Origin of the sequence: Haloarcula salinisoli, assembly GCF_019599405.1 — an archaeon.
Taxonomy (GTDB): Archaea; Halobacteriota; Halobacteria; order Halobacteriales; family Haloarculaceae; genus Haloarcula; species Haloarcula salinisoli.
In genome coordinates this window covers 1-12523 of sequence record NZ_RKLQ01000006.1, presented here as the reverse complement: position 1 = coordinate 12523, position 12523 = coordinate 1, and the positions used below count along the sequence as shown (strand labels likewise).

Genomic DNA, 12523 nt, shown 5'->3' with positions numbered 1-12523 from the left:
ATCGAAGCTTAGAACGAACCGATAGCGGTCATCGACCCGAATCCGAGGGCAAATGAGAGAGCGAAAGAGCCGACCCAGGCACCGACGGTGACAGTTATCTTCCGCGGGTCGACGGCCTCGCTGCCGCCGACCGCGGCACCGCTCCCGATGATGGCGCTGACCACGATCTCGTTGAACGAGACCGGCACGCCCAGCAAGACGGCGAGCTGGGCGATGAGGAAACTCGGAACCAGGGCGGCGATGGACCGTCTCGGCCCCAGCGACGAGTAGTCCTGGGAGAGCGATTTTATCATCCGGGGTGCGCCGGTCCAGGAGCCAACGAGGATACCGACACCGCCGCCCAGGAGGACGACAGCCGGTGAGCGCATCCCCACGTCCTCGAGCAGCGGGAGCAGCGGCCCGACGGCCAGTCCGACCTGGCTCCCGCCGGCCGAAAACGCCACGAGCGAGCCAAGCGCCAGCAGGACGCGTCTGAGGCCGCCCGCCTCGTCGCGACGGACGTCCCAGTAGACCGCGGCGGCGACGGCCAGTGCGACACCGCCCGAGAGGGCCGCTGTCGCCGCGACCCCGTCGACGCCGAGCAGCCGCTCTCCGAGGGCCGTAACCGACCCTGGCTTGCCACCCGGGCCGAGGAAGGCAAAGTCGACGTTTGCGAGCACGACGCCGACGAGTGCTGCAAGCGCCGGGATGGTCGCCCGTTCGGGGACGTCCGCTCGCGGCAACACGCTCGCGATGCCGTAGGCGATGCCACCGCCCACGACGGGGGTCAGGAGCCACACGGTACCTATCTGCTGGTACTTGGCCCACAACGGGGTCCCCCCAGTGGCCATCCCGACGCCGATGACCGCGCCGGTGACGGTAAAGGCAGTCGCGATGGGGTAGCCGGTGTAGATACCGACGGCCATGAGCCCGGCACCGACGAACAGGGCGACGATGACACCCGCCGCGGGGAGACTGACACCGCCGACGAGCCCGCGTCCGACGGCCTCCGAGACGTTCGCGCCCTGGGTCACCGCACCAGCGAGTCCGAAGATACCGACGACGAAGGCCGCACGCATCGTCGAGATGGCGTTGGCGCCGACGGCGGGCGCGAAGGGGGTCGCGCCGCTGGAGCCGGCACCGATGACCCACGACATGAACAGACTCGCGAGCCCGGCGATCAGGAACAGTGCGACGAGTGCGAGTTCCATTGGTTGTAAGGAAGTGAAAACCGGGTGTCAGTCCGCCCCCGCGGGGGCAGGGTCGGCCCTGCTCGTTTGGCTCCGCCACCAGCCTTGCAGGTACGCGCCGAGGAACATCCCCCCGAGCGCCCAGAGGATGGCCACGTTGCCGATACCGAGGCTGGCGTAAGCGGCTCCGGGACAGATGCCGGAGAGCCCCCAGCCGACGCCGAATATCCCGCCGCCGACCAGTACGTTCCGGTCGAAGGACTTCAGGCGGCGCTCGAAGCGGTCGCCGGTCAGGGGCGCTCGGTCGAGCACGCGCGGCGCGAGCAAGAAGCTGACTCCCGTTACCGCCGCGCCGCCGAACATCACGAACAGCAGGCCGAAGTCCTCGAACTGGAGGAAGTTCAGCACGACCTCCGGACGGGCCATGTGGCTGTAGGCGAGTCCGAACCCGAATATCAGTCCGCCCAGCAGCACGAGCGGGATGAAAAGCGGGTGGCGGTCTGTCGATTGGTCCGCCATCACGGCGTCACCCCCAGCGCGGCGACTATCTGTGCCGTCACGATGGCGGTAACGAGAAACGCTAGCACGCCCGCGATGGACGTCTTCGACGCCGAGCCGACGCCACAGACGCCGTGGCCCGACGTACAGCCCTTCCCGACGCGGGTCCCGATACCCACCAGGACGCCGCCTACGAGCAGCCGCCACCAGGCGACGTCGGTCGTCCACGCGCCGCCCTGATAGACGACGGCGTACACCGCCGCGCCGAGGACGATGCCGAGCGTGAACACGATCCGCCAGTCCCGCGAAGCGACGTACTGCTGGAAGCGCGACTGGCCGGAGACGTACGACAGCGTCGACTCGAGGAACGTGCTCGCCCCGGCGCTGATGCCGGTGCCGACGTAGATGACGGCCGCTCCGAGGCCCACGAGCAGCCCGCCAACTGCGTACCGGGAGATTCCGTTCGGGAACAGCTCGGCGGCCACCTGCAGCACGACTGGGTCCGTTACCATCGCCGCTCAGTCACCCGCGAGCGATTCCTGGCTCGCGGCGCAGTTGTTCGGGCCCAGCTCGAGCGTGAACGCCGCCTCGTCGTCGACGGCGTTCTGCCCGAGGTTCGTCGCGATTATCTCCTCGTAGTTGGCCGGCCGCGGCGGCATATCGGCCAGAATCGTCTCGACGAAATCGTCTTCGTCCATCGTGAGCGCGTCCATCTCCGCGACGAGCTGGCCGATGGGCGCGGTGTAGGTTCCGTCCGGGGCCGGCTCGGCCGCGTCGCTGAAGTGTGCGCCGCCGACGAGCGTCTCGTCGGGCAGCGCGAGCACGCGGTCTTGCAGCGACTCGTACAGCAGCCGGGCGGCGTCAGGTGCGCCCTCGTCGCCCTCTTCGAGGTCGGGTCGGGCGACGCTCTCGACGAACAGCCCGTCACCGGTGGCGAGCAGACTCTCGTCGACGAGATACGAGGTCATCCCAGTCGTATGACCTGGCGTCGCGACGGTCTCTATGGTCACGTCGCCGACGTGGAACTCGTCGCCGTCCTCGGCGTTGGTGAGTTCCTCGGCGTAGGTGACCCCGCGGTCGACGGCGGCTGCGGGGATGACGCCCTCGACGCCCGCCTCGGCGAGTTCGCGGACCCCAGAGATGTGGTCGGCGTGGATGTGCGTGTCGAGCGCGTACTCGATGTCGACACCGAGCTCCTCGGCGTCGTCGAGATAGCGGTCGGCGAAGGCACGCAGCGGGTCGATGACGGCGGCCTCTTCGTCGTCGTAGACGAGATAGCCCAGACAGCCCGAGGAGGGGCGCTGGTACTGCATGAGCGTCCCCGAGCCCTCGTACTCGGTGACCTCGACGGTTTCGTAGATACGGGCCCAGCCGTTCATGCCGTCTTCGACGTGGTGGACGTCGTACCCCTGCTCCGTGAGTGTGCCCGCGACGAACTCGCTGGCGCCGCCTTTCGCACAGACGACCGTGATTTCTCGGTCCGCTGGGACGTCGTCGAGAACGTCCTCGTCCAGTTCCTCCTCCAGGAAGTGGAAGTACGGAACGTTGATGGACTCGACGTTCTCGCCGTCGATGTGCCACTCTTCGTAGTCCGAGCCCATTCGTGCGTCGAGGATTGTGACGGACTCGCCACCGTCGATGCGCTCTTTCAGCCGTTCGGGCGTGACCGATTCGACGTCTGCGTCGGGCGTCGGGAAGTCTTCAGCGTTCATCTGATACAGTCACCCCTACAGGGCTGATGCATAAAAGGTTTTGTATAGAATATCCTATTTTACACAATACTGTACACCCAAATGACCCCGACCATCGACGCTATATATCTAAAAACGTAGTATAGGCCGGTATACGGATGTATTGGGTGCTTCCGTTCCAGGTAGTAATTCGCAGCCAGTACAATAATCGACAATATTTTAACCGGGCATTGAATATTGTGCAGTAGCTCCAATACAACCCATGGAGTCCTTCCAACAATGAGTGATACATTCGACATCGCGGAGACGCTCGACGTGAAAGGCGAATCGTGCCCCATGCCAGTGGTCAAGACGAAGAACGCGATCGACGACCTCGCCGAGGGGTCGGTACTCGAAGTCCTCGCGACCGACAGCGGCAGTATGAGCGACATCGACGGCTGGGCCGAGGGGACCAGCGGCGTCGAACTGCTCGAACAGGTCGAAGACGGTGACGTGTACAAACACTACGTCGAGAAGACCGCCTGAAATGAGCACGGATACACCCTCGACCGGCGACGACGAGTCCATGACCGAAGCTCAGCTCCAGGCTCGAATCGAAGAGCTCGAAAAGAGCGTCGCCGAGCTGGAAGCCGACGACGACCAGAAGAAGATGACCATCGTCGCCACCCAGGGGACGTTCGATATGGCCTATCCCCCGCTCATCCTCGCCAGCACGGCCGCGGCATTCGGCTGGGACGTGGTCGTCTTCCACACCTTCTGGGGGCTGGACATCCTCCACGAGGAGAAATCGGAAACGCTCCAGCTCTCGGCCGTCGGCAACCCGAATATGCCGATGCCCAACGCGCTAGCTGCACTGCCCGGCATGGACCGGATGGCGACGTGGATGATGGAAAAGCGCATCGAAGAGAACGGGACCGCTAGTATCGAGGAGCTCATCGACCTGTCGCTGGACCAGGGCGTGGAGTTACAGGCCTGTCAGATGACCATCGACCTGATGGACTACGACGAGGACGATTTCTACGACGACGTCACCGTCGGCGTCGGCGCGGCCACGGCGCTCCAGCACATGGCCGAATCCGACATCCAGCTCCTGGTCTGAGGGGCCGATTCCGAACCTCCACACACCGGTCTGAAATCCTGCGCATTGTGAACGCGCTCGTCTGGTCCACCGATTGTCAGTGTGTATACACTGCTGCCCGACCCGAAGCTCAGGCCGTGGCAATCAGCAGGAACGTCTCCGGTCGAGCGGCCTCGAACTCGACGTCGAAGCCGTGTTCGCCGAGCGTCGCGACCGCGTCCTCGAGCGCGTATCGCTCCGTGAGGGGCGGCCCTCGGTCGCCTTCCCCGTCGGCTGCCCAGTCGGCGATGACGAGCTGCCCTTCCGGTCGGAGAACGCGGCGTATCTCCTCGATGGCCGCCGCCGTCGCGAACTCGTGGTAGGTCATCGTCGAGAACGCCCTATCGGCGCTGTTGGTGTCGAGTGGCATATCGTCAACCGGCGCGGTCACGAGTTCGACGTTCGTCGGCAGGCCCTTCTCGCGGTAGAACTCGTGCATCTCCGTCTGGATGTCGACGGCGTACACCTCGCCGGCGTCCGGGGCGACATCGTCGGTGTAGAACCCCGTCCCGCTTCCGAGGTCGACGACGGTGTCGTCAGCTGCACAGTCGAGTGCCCAGCGCAGCTCCTCGGCGGAGAGAACGCTGTAGCGCCGTTCGGGGGCTTCCAGTGACGCCGCTCGGTCGGCGTCGAAGGTGTGGTGGCCCATCGTCAGAGGTTCTCGAAGGCCGCCTCTACCAGCTCGCCGGTGTCGGCGATGATGTCGGCCATCGCCTCGTCGTCCGGTGCCATCCCGACGAGCCGGGCGATGCGCATGATGCTGACGTGGTAGACTCGCTGGACACCCGGTTCCTCCTCCCAGATGACGACGTTACACGGGAACAGACCGCCCATCCGTTTGTCCGAGGCCTCGAGCGCTCGGTCCGCCATCGCCGGGTTGCACGCTCCCAGTACGTAGTAGGGGTCCCGGCCGGCGTCGACCTTCTCGTTGAGCATCTCCGAGGGCGAGAACTCCGTGGCGACGCCGAAACCGGCGTCTGTGAACACCTCTCGGACGTGCTCGATAGCCGCCTCGTGGTCCATCTCCAGGGTCGCCTGGACTTCCCCGATATCCGCAGGGTCGAACTGCTGTGGGTCGATAGGTAACGACATTCGTGTATTAAATTGTGCCTCACGTGCAAAACACTTCGGGGTTCGGTTACCACGCCGCCGCGAACGTCAGCAGGTCGATGCCGACGATGAAAACGACGACGAGGAGTGCAACAGCGATGATGACTTTCACAAACCAGGGTAGAGATCCACCGGCGGCCGAGTCGCTCATACCAGCGAGTCCGTTCCATAGCACCCTGAATATTCGCTTCTCTTGTGCCATCCAGTTCGACGTTGCGTGATGTACCTGACTGACCCTCTACGAGGTGGGCCATTGGTATCGGCTCGAAAGCAGACCGTGTCTCGGTTCATTCGAGTAGTTTTCATTGCCACATTACCGTGCAATTGCCTGCATCTGTCTGACCCCACTCGCCACGGGATTTGGGAAACTATACTCTAGACCAGCAGCAACTTTTATTTCCTAACCCTGATCACGCTCGTTTCAGGTCACCTCCCCGTATGCGTCCCGCTGGTGCCAGTCGCCCGGTCTTTCGATTGTAACGATAATCGACGTGAACGGTGGTCTCCAAACAAGTGATATAGCGCCATGGAACTGGCAGTGTTCGGTGCAACAGGTGACACCGGTCGTGAACTGACTGCACAGGCGGGCAACCGAGGGCATGATATCCGCGCCCTCACACGGTCACCAGCCTCGTTTTCGACCGGGAGTGCTATCACTATCATCCAAGGCAACGTCCTCGATCCGGAAGCTGTATCGGCGACAGTCGAGGGGGTGGATGCTGTCTGCTGTCTCCTCGGTCGGACCCAGAACAATCCCGACGATATCGTCTCACGTGGGACGGCACATATCGTGACTGCCATGGAGCGCCACTGTGTCGAGCGTCTGGTGGTATTGACGTCGATGGGTCTCGGGGGGAGTATGTGCACTGTTCCGTGGTACGTCCGATTGGCGAACGCAACGGTCCTCGCCGACCTCATGGCAGACAAGGCCCGGCAAGAGGAACAGGTCATGCAGAGTGAGCTCGATTGGACTATCGTTCGTCCGGGTGGTCTGACAGATGAGCCGAGGACCGGCGAGTATGTCCACGGTGTAGACGTCGACGTCAACGCTGGTCCCATCCCCCGTGCCGACGTTGCCGAGTTCCTCCTGTGGGTGCTCGAAAACGAGCAGTACGTACACGAGGCCCCGTCGCTCACCACGGAGCGAGATATCGACATCCCATTCCTCTGGGACCAGGCCACCGGCGTAGTCCAACGATTAGCCGGCAGATGACCCTCTGCCGGGTAAATTTAGGGTCTCTGAGTGTTGGTTCGTGGGTGAGGACATCGGGAGCCACGAACCGGGAGTGTGCGGACCTGATTGTCCTCGACGTGGACAAACCGAAGTTCTCGCTCCTGACCAACGTCCCCACTCACGTCGTGAACAATCCAGATCCGGCGTAGTCGCCAAGGTTATGGAAGCAGATAGTCCAAATCTGTATAGCGCCATACAGTTTATTTACAATAATGCACAGTGGGCATATTCTGTTGTTGGTTGCGGTGACTACTGCGGTCAAGAACTCCAACAGAAATATATGATATTCTACTGTATCGCTGTATATGCCAAAATCGCCCGATTCAGATCCAGTTGCCGGCCAGGACTCACCCGCCTGGACCCTGCTGGACCGCGATGGGCTCGTCGACGCTTACCGGGATGTCGTCGCCCCCGCTATGCGGGCCGATGACCTCGACCCCGAGACAGAGCAGCCGACCTACGAATGGCTCAACGACAATGGCTTCCGCCGCTTTATCTACACACTGCAAGAACACCACGATACCACAGTCACGGAATTCTGCAAGCAGGATCTCGGTCTCGAAGTCCAGGGCTACGACTGGGGGATCGACCATGCCGACACCATCGACGCACTGGAACGCTATCTTGACCGACAGCAACAGCGCAAATCCTGGAGTGAGTCGACCATCGACGCACACCGGAGCCGGCTGGGTCGATACGTGCGTACCTACGCGACGGTAAACGATACAGATGACCTCCTTTCGCCGGTCGCCAGAGAATCAACGGTAGCCGCTCACGAAGCCGTCGACGCCTGCTGGGCTACTTTCGACGAGCTGGACCAGGAGGTTGCCCGCGAGACGCTCAGGCGCATCTACATTACCGTCTCTGATTGGTACACGACGCTGGTGAGCCGGCGTGAAGCTGCACTGAATCCCACTGACGGGCTCGACTACAACTGGAGCGGCGACGACGCCGGGACGACGTCGAATCCGCCACTGGGTCCAGAACACGTCGAATCTCTGTTCGAAGCTGCCCGAGACACCCGTGAGAAGCTACTCGTCGTCGCGCTGTGTGGGTGGGGACTCCGCTCCGGCGAGGTCGCGGCCCTCCATGCCGACCAGATTGTTCTGGACGACGATGCACCACGCATCGAATTCGAGAGTCGCAAGAACGGCCCGGGCTCGGTGGCGCTCATCTATGGCCAGGCCGCTGTCGTGGAACGGATAGCCCAGTTCGACCACGACCCAGACTGGAGCGGGTACCTATTTCCCTCGCCGCGCTCGTCGAGCGGTCACCGCACCGGTGGAACCATCCGTAACTGGTTCGACGACCTTGCCGAACGGGCAGCCCTTCCCGAAACTATCGATGGCCATCGACCGGTTCCCCAGATGGCCCGGCGGTTCTGGTACGACCGGTACTCCTCGACGGTCGAAGAGCTGGTCGAACACCAGATTCAGGAGATTGCCGAAGAACAGGGGAGCGCTTCGGCGACTGTGGTCTGGGACGACTATCTCTCCGAAGACCGGCGCCGGGAGCTCCGCCGCGAATTCATGCAGGAGAAACTCGCTGACGCGTTCGCTGTCCAGCGGTAATCCATAGAAGGTCCTGTCCTCGGTTCCAGAGAGATGCAACCAACAGTCAGTAACCCCCGTAGATACCACAGCTAATGGTCAGAGGACTGAGGCCACCACTCTGGCACAGAAGGCTACCAGCGCTCTGTCACCACAAAGATATTGTAATTAGGGCTGTGGCTTCGGTCCTGACTCTCGGGTCAGGACGACTGATGGCAGACCGCCCGGGACTCGGTGCGGACCTCACTCGCGTAGGCGCCCCGCTGGTACTGTTCGTACAGCGCCGCGATGCGGTCGTAGTCCGAACACCAGGCGGTGTAGTGGGTGAGCCCACCGACGCTGTAGCACAGACGCCACTCCTCGACGTCCATCACCGCTCACCTCCGAAGGCTGGTGCCGGGGCGACGTCGTCGCTGGGCACCCGGTGGCTGTCGATACCGTCGGCCTCGTCGACGGCCTGGACGACGGTGTCGGTGTGGCCGTAGCGCAGCCGCTGGATGGTCTCACTCGCGAGGTCGGCCACCAACACCGCCCGAAGCTGATCGCCCTCGCACACGAGGACGAGCATGGCGGGCCGACAATCAAGGGCCTCACAGCGGACCACGGTACCCGGACAGGTCATGTCCGACCTCCGTTCGTCTGACGAGAGTTTATTACGCTCCGGTTACAGCCGAACGAACGAGGCCCAGTCGCTGCTCGCGACCGACCGGAGAGCACTCCCCACCCTACTACAATCCCACGCCTATGGGCCTGCCGCTGCGGCCGGCCTCTGGTCAGGGCCGGCCACCTGCCGTTCTCGCTCGTGACAGCCTATCCGTCAGTCGAGCGGCCGGGCTGGCCTGTCTGGGACCACCCCGCCAGCCCCCGGGAATCTCGTGGCGATGGGCCAGTCAGGGACACCCCACCGCCGGCGGCTGCCAGAACAGTCATCTCCCGCGGGTCGGTGGGCCCATCTGGGACACGGACCCGACGCCGCCGTGGGTCATGCTTGCCTGTAGTGTCCGGGTCCAGGTCCCGTGTGTCTGCGGCCGGTCGGTGGTCACGGCCGGCCAGTCGTCGACGCCGCGAGCCACGTGGCTGGCGGACCACGAGGTCGGAACCACCACAAGACGTATTCCATCGCTGTCGAGTGGTATGGAAGGGGCGCCGGTCCCCGGGCGCCGTTGCGACGGGGTACCGCCCTGGTGGGACCGAGCCCTGTTTCAGCGCCACCGGGCCTGGCGACGACGGTGGCCGAGTCCTGGTGACAGCACGCTCAGTGGTAACTCGTGGGTCGGATTGTCGGCGTCCTGGGTTCCTGTCGGCCAGAAGGACTATCTCAGTGTGCCGGCTACCTCCAGTGCTGTCACTCGAGTTACTGTCAGAGGCACCTCGTGGGCCGGCTGGGTCCCGCCGGCCCCGATTCGTACGCTCGCTGCTGTTGGCACTATTGCTGGACATGCGGAGGGCCTGCGCCCGGAATCGAACCGGGCGTCACCGACCACGGCGCGGGCTCACGGTGTGGTGTCGGGGAGTGGGATGTTTTTATTCAGGCTGATTCGTAATTGATTAACTTTATATTCAATGCACACATTGTATATAATGCGGATTGGGTGGGGCTCAGGGGCACGACACCGATCCGCTATCGTCCGCCGGACGATACGAGTGAACAGTGGCCACCCACGGGTCACGGGTGGTCACTGGTGGCCAGCACTGTCATGTGATCTGCCGTCCCCATTTTTGGCTACCGTCACTCGGGTCAGCCGAGTTGGTGATACTCGATAGTGGCTCATTGATCTCGAGCTGTGGCGGGCATCATATCCGGGAGGTCCAGTTCCTCGACGAGGCGGCCGTGGGCGGCCAGACACTCCTGGCCGGCTTCAGTGAGCTCGTAGGCTGTCTTGCGGTCGTTGATCGGGCGGCGTTTGACCATACCGGCGTCGTAGAGGTCACCGAGGTTGGTGTACACGCGGGACCGGTTGACGTCGTGGGGATAGCGGCCTTCGAGCCACCGGTGGAGGTTGGCGCCGCAGGGGGCCTGGTCCAGTCGGTCGTGGGTCGCGATGCCCAACAGGAGATCGCGCTGGAAGCCCGTGCAGTCGTACCAGTGGCCTGAGGGGTGATGCATCTCTTCGTGGGTGGGGTTGGTCTCGGTCATCGTTGGTCGGGGCGACGCGTTCGTTTCGCCTCCTTGTGCTTGATAAAAGCTCGCCTGTGGGTCGCAGAACGCGAAGTAGGTGCCCCTGCCATGGTGTACTTGCTTACTCAGGAAGGGAAAAATAGGCTCGCAGACGGATAGTTCTGTACACGCCACCAGCCCACTGCTCTACTTCCTGCTTCCTTTCGCTCAACGAGCCAGTCATCGAGGAGCTTCTGCAGTCTGTGCTTGGACCGGTCTGAGGACTCATAGTAGCGAGCAAATGGAGGACGGCAAGCGGCGAGCCAAGCGGGCCGTCAACGCCACGAACTCCTGCAGTTGGTTCCAGTATGCTATCCCTCGATATGCTCCAGCAGTAATTCGCTGACACGGTCGGGATACTCGTGGTGAATCCAGTGGGTCGCATCCGAAAACTGTGCAAGGTCGCCGTGGGTACAGTGTTCTATGCTCTCTGGCGCCAGTTCAGGGATGAGCGCCTGGTCGTTTTCACCCCAGAGAAGCAACGTCGGTGGCGCCACCTGTGTCCGTGGTGGCTCATTGTCGTATTGGACGAGTGCTCGGTACCAGTTGAGCATCGCAGCTGGCGCCCCAGGCTCTACCCACGCCTGTCGATACCGCTCGAAATCCGTCTCGCTGAACGTTCCGGGCCTGGACGGACCATTCATAACGGACACCCACGTGTCGAACTCGTTCTGTTTGGCCCGCTTCTCTGGCGTATTCGGCTGTTGGAATGAACATATATACTGGCTTTTCTCCCGTTGCCTGGGATTGGACTGGAGCGCCTCGGTGAACACGGTCGGATGGGGCATGTTGATGATACCGAGTCGATCGACAGTGTCCGGCGAACGCAGTGCGACATGCCATGCAACGGTGCCACCCCAATCATGGCCGATGAGATGGGCGCTGTCACACGCTTCGGTAGTGAGCAGGGCGACGATATCCTCGGCAAGGGTCGACACACGGTAGGGAGCGATCCCATTCGGTTTCTCACTCCGATTGTAGCCGCGTTGGTCGGGGACGAGCACGCGATATCCAGCCTGGACGAACCGCTCGATATACCCCGCCCACCCATACCAGAATTCAGGGAAGCCGTGAAGCAGCACGACGACCGAATCAGCAGGGTCGCCTGCTGACACAACATGGAGCGTCACATCGTTCACCTCCCGGAAGGTCCGTTCCGCGGACGGAATATCTGGGAGTGGAGCGTTTGCATCCGTTTCAGACATCAGTTACACCCTCTGGGATTCAATATGACAGTGTGTCCGCTATTGATTCCTTGCCCGATACCGACCTGTCATTCCATCCTGCAAGTCGATCTTCACTGGACCACCACGGCCCGGGAGTTCCAACGATGCGATATCAGCCATGCGCCATGTTCCGTAAACTCATAGATGGGGAACTGCACTGCTGGCGCAGTGACCGGGCGCCCGACTACCAGATCGACCCGTACACTGGGCAATGAGACTGGTGTTGCACTGTAGACAAGGGACCGACCAACCACCCTGGCCAACACGTCGTCTTTGCGCACAATAGGTGCGCTGTCGTCAGCAGATGCTGCGCTCGGGCCTGCCGGCGTGATCGGTCCTCACGTGCTTGCCGTCAGCCTCCGAACCCGAATTGCCGGTCCTAATCCGATACACCCGAGGACGTGGTGTCTCCATCTACGAACCGAGAGTCAGTCGGTCCTCACCCATCCGTTTGCCTCTGGAAACGAGCTGGGCGCCATACGCTGTCCGGGCTTGATTCCACGCTGAGAGTGCCCTCTCAAGTGACTCGTGTTGGGAGACCGTCTCGACGAAGGTGACTGCGTCCCCGACGGCCTTTGCGGTTCCCGCTGCCGTATGGGGGCGCGCAACGAACGCACTATCCCCAAGCAAACAGATCCGATCAACGACCATCTCGGGGACGCTGAGGTCATAGATTGCCTGGACGAACAAGTCAGGTGTCTCGGTCACCACTGACTCGAAGACCGGTGGGAGCGTCGTCACCGCCCGTTCGCGCTGGCTGGTGCGTATGG

General features: G+C 62.6%; 15 protein-coding genes and 1 pseudogene. 4 read left to right on the top strand and 12 right to left on the bottom strand.

Going from position 1 to position 12523, the window contains the following annotated elements; all coding sequences use genetic code 11:
* Nucleotides 1-8: 8 nt before the first annotated feature.
* From EGD98_RS19375 to EGD98_RS19360, 4 genes are read right to left on the bottom strand one after another with little or no spacing between them, the layout of a single operon-like run.
* Nucleotides 9-1190, bottom strand: a complete 1182-nt coding sequence (locus EGD98_RS19375; protein WP_220590006.1) for an inorganic phosphate transporter — start codon at nucleotides 1188-1190, stop codon at nucleotides 9-11.
* A gap of 27 nt (nucleotides 1191-1217) precedes the next feature.
* Nucleotides 1218-1688, bottom strand: a complete 471-nt coding sequence (locus EGD98_RS19370) for a DUF6691 family protein (RefSeq protein ID WP_220590005.1) — start codon at nucleotides 1686-1688, stop codon at nucleotides 1218-1220.
* Nucleotides 1688-2179: a YeeE/YedE family protein gene (locus tag EGD98_RS19365; RefSeq protein WP_220590004.1), complete on the bottom strand. Its 492-nt coding sequence runs from the start codon at nucleotides 2177-2179 to the stop codon at nucleotides 1688-1690. The genes EGD98_RS19370 and EGD98_RS19365 overlap by 1 nt, the downstream gene beginning before the upstream one ends.
* 6 nt (nucleotides 2180-2185) lie before the next feature.
* The gene (locus EGD98_RS19360; RefSeq protein WP_220590003.1) at nucleotides 2186-3379 is read right to left on the bottom strand and encodes an MBL fold metallo-hydrolase; all 1194 of its coding nucleotides are present in this window, start codon (nucleotides 3377-3379) and stop codon (nucleotides 2186-2188) included.
* A 258-nt stretch (nucleotides 3380-3637) separates the two neighbouring features.
* On the opposite strand from EGD98_RS19360, the gene EGD98_RS19355 reads away from it, so the two are divergent.
* Together EGD98_RS19355 and EGD98_RS19350 are read left to right on the top strand one after the other, a co-directional pair.
* The gene (locus tag EGD98_RS19355) at nucleotides 3638-3883 is read left to right on the top strand and encodes a sulfurtransferase TusA family protein (protein ID WP_220590002.1); all 246 of its coding nucleotides are present in this window, start codon (nucleotides 3638-3640) and stop codon (nucleotides 3881-3883) included.
* A gap of 1 nt (nucleotide 3884) precedes the next feature.
* Entirely contained in the window at nucleotides 3885-4457 is a 573-nt protein-coding gene (locus EGD98_RS19350; RefSeq protein WP_220590001.1) for a DsrE/DsrF/DrsH-like family protein, read from the top strand.
* Nucleotides 4458-4566: 109 nt separating this feature from the next.
* Here the strand turns inward: EGD98_RS19350 and EGD98_RS19345 are convergent, their stop codons facing one another.
* From EGD98_RS19345 to EGD98_RS21115, 3 genes are read right to left on the bottom strand one after another with little or no spacing between them, the layout of a single operon-like run.
* On the bottom strand, nucleotides 4567-5124 hold the full coding sequence (locus tag EGD98_RS19345; RefSeq protein WP_220590000.1) for a class I SAM-dependent methyltransferase: 558 nt from the start codon (nucleotides 5122-5124) through the stop codon (nucleotides 4567-4569).
* A gap of 2 nt (nucleotides 5125-5126) precedes the next feature.
* Nucleotides 5127-5567, bottom strand: a complete 441-nt coding sequence (locus EGD98_RS19340; protein ID WP_220589999.1) for a DUF302 domain-containing protein — start codon at nucleotides 5565-5567, stop codon at nucleotides 5127-5129.
* A gap of 46 nt (nucleotides 5568-5613) precedes the next feature.
* Nucleotides 5614-5736 (bottom strand): hypothetical protein, encoded by a 123-nt coding sequence (locus EGD98_RS21115; protein WP_268899210.1) that lies wholly within the window; start codon nucleotides 5734-5736, stop codon nucleotides 5614-5616.
* Nucleotides 5737-6111: 375 nt separating this feature from the next.
* Between EGD98_RS21115 and EGD98_RS19335 the strand changes: the two genes are divergently transcribed.
* Together EGD98_RS19335 and EGD98_RS19330 are read left to right on the top strand one after the other, a co-directional pair.
* Nucleotides 6112-6798: an NAD(P)-dependent oxidoreductase gene (locus EGD98_RS19335; RefSeq protein WP_220589998.1), complete on the top strand. Its 687-nt coding sequence runs from the start codon at nucleotides 6112-6114 to the stop codon at nucleotides 6796-6798.
* Between the two features lie 326 nt (nucleotides 6799-7124).
* Entirely contained in the window at nucleotides 7125-8390 is a 1266-nt protein-coding gene (locus EGD98_RS19330) for a tyrosine-type recombinase/integrase (protein WP_220589997.1), read from the top strand.
* Nucleotides 8391-8569: 179 nt separating this feature from the next.
* On the opposite strand, the gene EGD98_RS19325 is transcribed toward EGD98_RS19330, so the two are convergent.
* From EGD98_RS19325 to EGD98_RS19305, 5 genes and pseudogenes are all read right to left on the bottom strand, one after another.
* Nucleotides 8570-8740: a hypothetical protein gene (locus tag EGD98_RS19325; RefSeq protein WP_220589996.1), complete on the bottom strand. Its 171-nt coding sequence runs from the start codon at nucleotides 8738-8740 to the stop codon at nucleotides 8570-8572.
* Nucleotides 8740-8991 (bottom strand): hypothetical protein, encoded by a 252-nt coding sequence (locus tag EGD98_RS19320; protein WP_220589995.1) that lies wholly within the window; start codon nucleotides 8989-8991, stop codon nucleotides 8740-8742. Before EGD98_RS19320 ends, EGD98_RS19325 begins: the two co-directional genes overlap by 1 nt.
* A gap of 1146 nt (nucleotides 8992-10137) precedes the next feature.
* Nucleotides 10138-10506 carry a MarR family winged helix-turn-helix transcriptional regulator gene (locus tag EGD98_RS19315; protein ID WP_220589994.1) on the bottom strand — a complete coding sequence of 123 codons (369 nt, stop codon included), beginning with the start codon at nucleotides 10504-10506 and terminating at the stop codon, nucleotides 10138-10140.
* A 332-nt stretch (nucleotides 10507-10838) separates the two neighbouring features.
* A complete protein-coding gene (locus EGD98_RS19310) occupies nucleotides 10839-11732 on the bottom strand; it encodes an alpha/beta fold hydrolase (protein ID WP_220589993.1) in 894 nt (297 codons plus the stop codon).
* Between the two features lie 435 nt (nucleotides 11733-12167).
* Nucleotides 12168-12523, bottom strand: a pseudogene (locus EGD98_RS19305) (FAD binding domain-containing protein); the annotation flags it as partial.

Excerpts from the sequence above, each read along its gene's own strand:
- EGD98_RS19375 (WP_220590006.1), bottom strand. The coding sequence starts at position 1,190 with ATGGAACTCGCACTCGTCGCACTGTTCCTGATCGCCGGGCTCGCGAGT.
- EGD98_RS19370 (WP_220590005.1), bottom strand. The coding sequence starts at position 1,688 with ATGGCGGACCAATCGACAGACCGCCACCCGCTTTTCATCCCGCTCGTG.
- EGD98_RS19365 (WP_220590004.1), bottom strand. The coding sequence starts at position 2,179 with ATGGTAACGGACCCAGTCGTGCTGCAGGTGGCCGCCGAGCTGTTCCCG.
- EGD98_RS19360 (WP_220590003.1), bottom strand. The coding sequence starts at position 3,379 with ATGAACGCTGAAGACTTCCCGACGCCCGACGCAGACGTCGAATCGGTC.
- EGD98_RS19355 (WP_220590002.1), top strand. The coding sequence starts at position 3,638 with ATGAGTGATACATTCGACATCGCGGAGACGCTCGACGTGAAAGGCGAA.
- EGD98_RS19350 (WP_220590001.1), top strand. The coding sequence starts at position 3,885 with ATGAGCACGGATACACCCTCGACCGGCGACGACGAGTCCATGACCGAA.
- EGD98_RS19345 (WP_220590000.1), bottom strand. The coding sequence starts at position 5,124 with ATGGGCCACCACACCTTCGACGCCGACCGAGCGGCGTCACTGGAAGCC.
- EGD98_RS19340 (WP_220589999.1), bottom strand. The coding sequence starts at position 5,567 with ATGTCGTTACCTATCGACCCACAGCAGTTCGACCCTGCGGATATCGGG.
- EGD98_RS21115 (WP_268899210.1), bottom strand. The coding sequence starts at position 5,736 with ATGAGCGACTCGGCCGCCGGTGGATCTCTACCCTGGTTTGTGAAAGTC.
- EGD98_RS19335 (WP_220589998.1), top strand. The coding sequence starts at position 6,112 with ATGGAACTGGCAGTGTTCGGTGCAACAGGTGACACCGGTCGTGAACTG.
- EGD98_RS19330 (WP_220589997.1), top strand. The coding sequence starts at position 7,125 with ATGCCAAAATCGCCCGATTCAGATCCAGTTGCCGGCCAGGACTCACCC.
- EGD98_RS19325 (WP_220589996.1), bottom strand. The coding sequence starts at position 8,740 with ATGGACGTCGAGGAGTGGCGTCTGTGCTACAGCGTCGGTGGGCTCACC.
- EGD98_RS19320 (WP_220589995.1), bottom strand. The coding sequence starts at position 8,991 with ATGACCTGTCCGGGTACCGTGGTCCGCTGTGAGGCCCTTGATTGTCGG.
- EGD98_RS19315 (WP_220589994.1), bottom strand. The coding sequence starts at position 10,506 with ATGACCGAGACCAACCCCACCCACGAAGAGATGCATCACCCCTCAGGC.
- EGD98_RS19310 (WP_220589993.1), bottom strand. The coding sequence starts at position 11,732 with ATGTCTGAAACGGATGCAAACGCTCCACTCCCAGATATTCCGTCCGCG.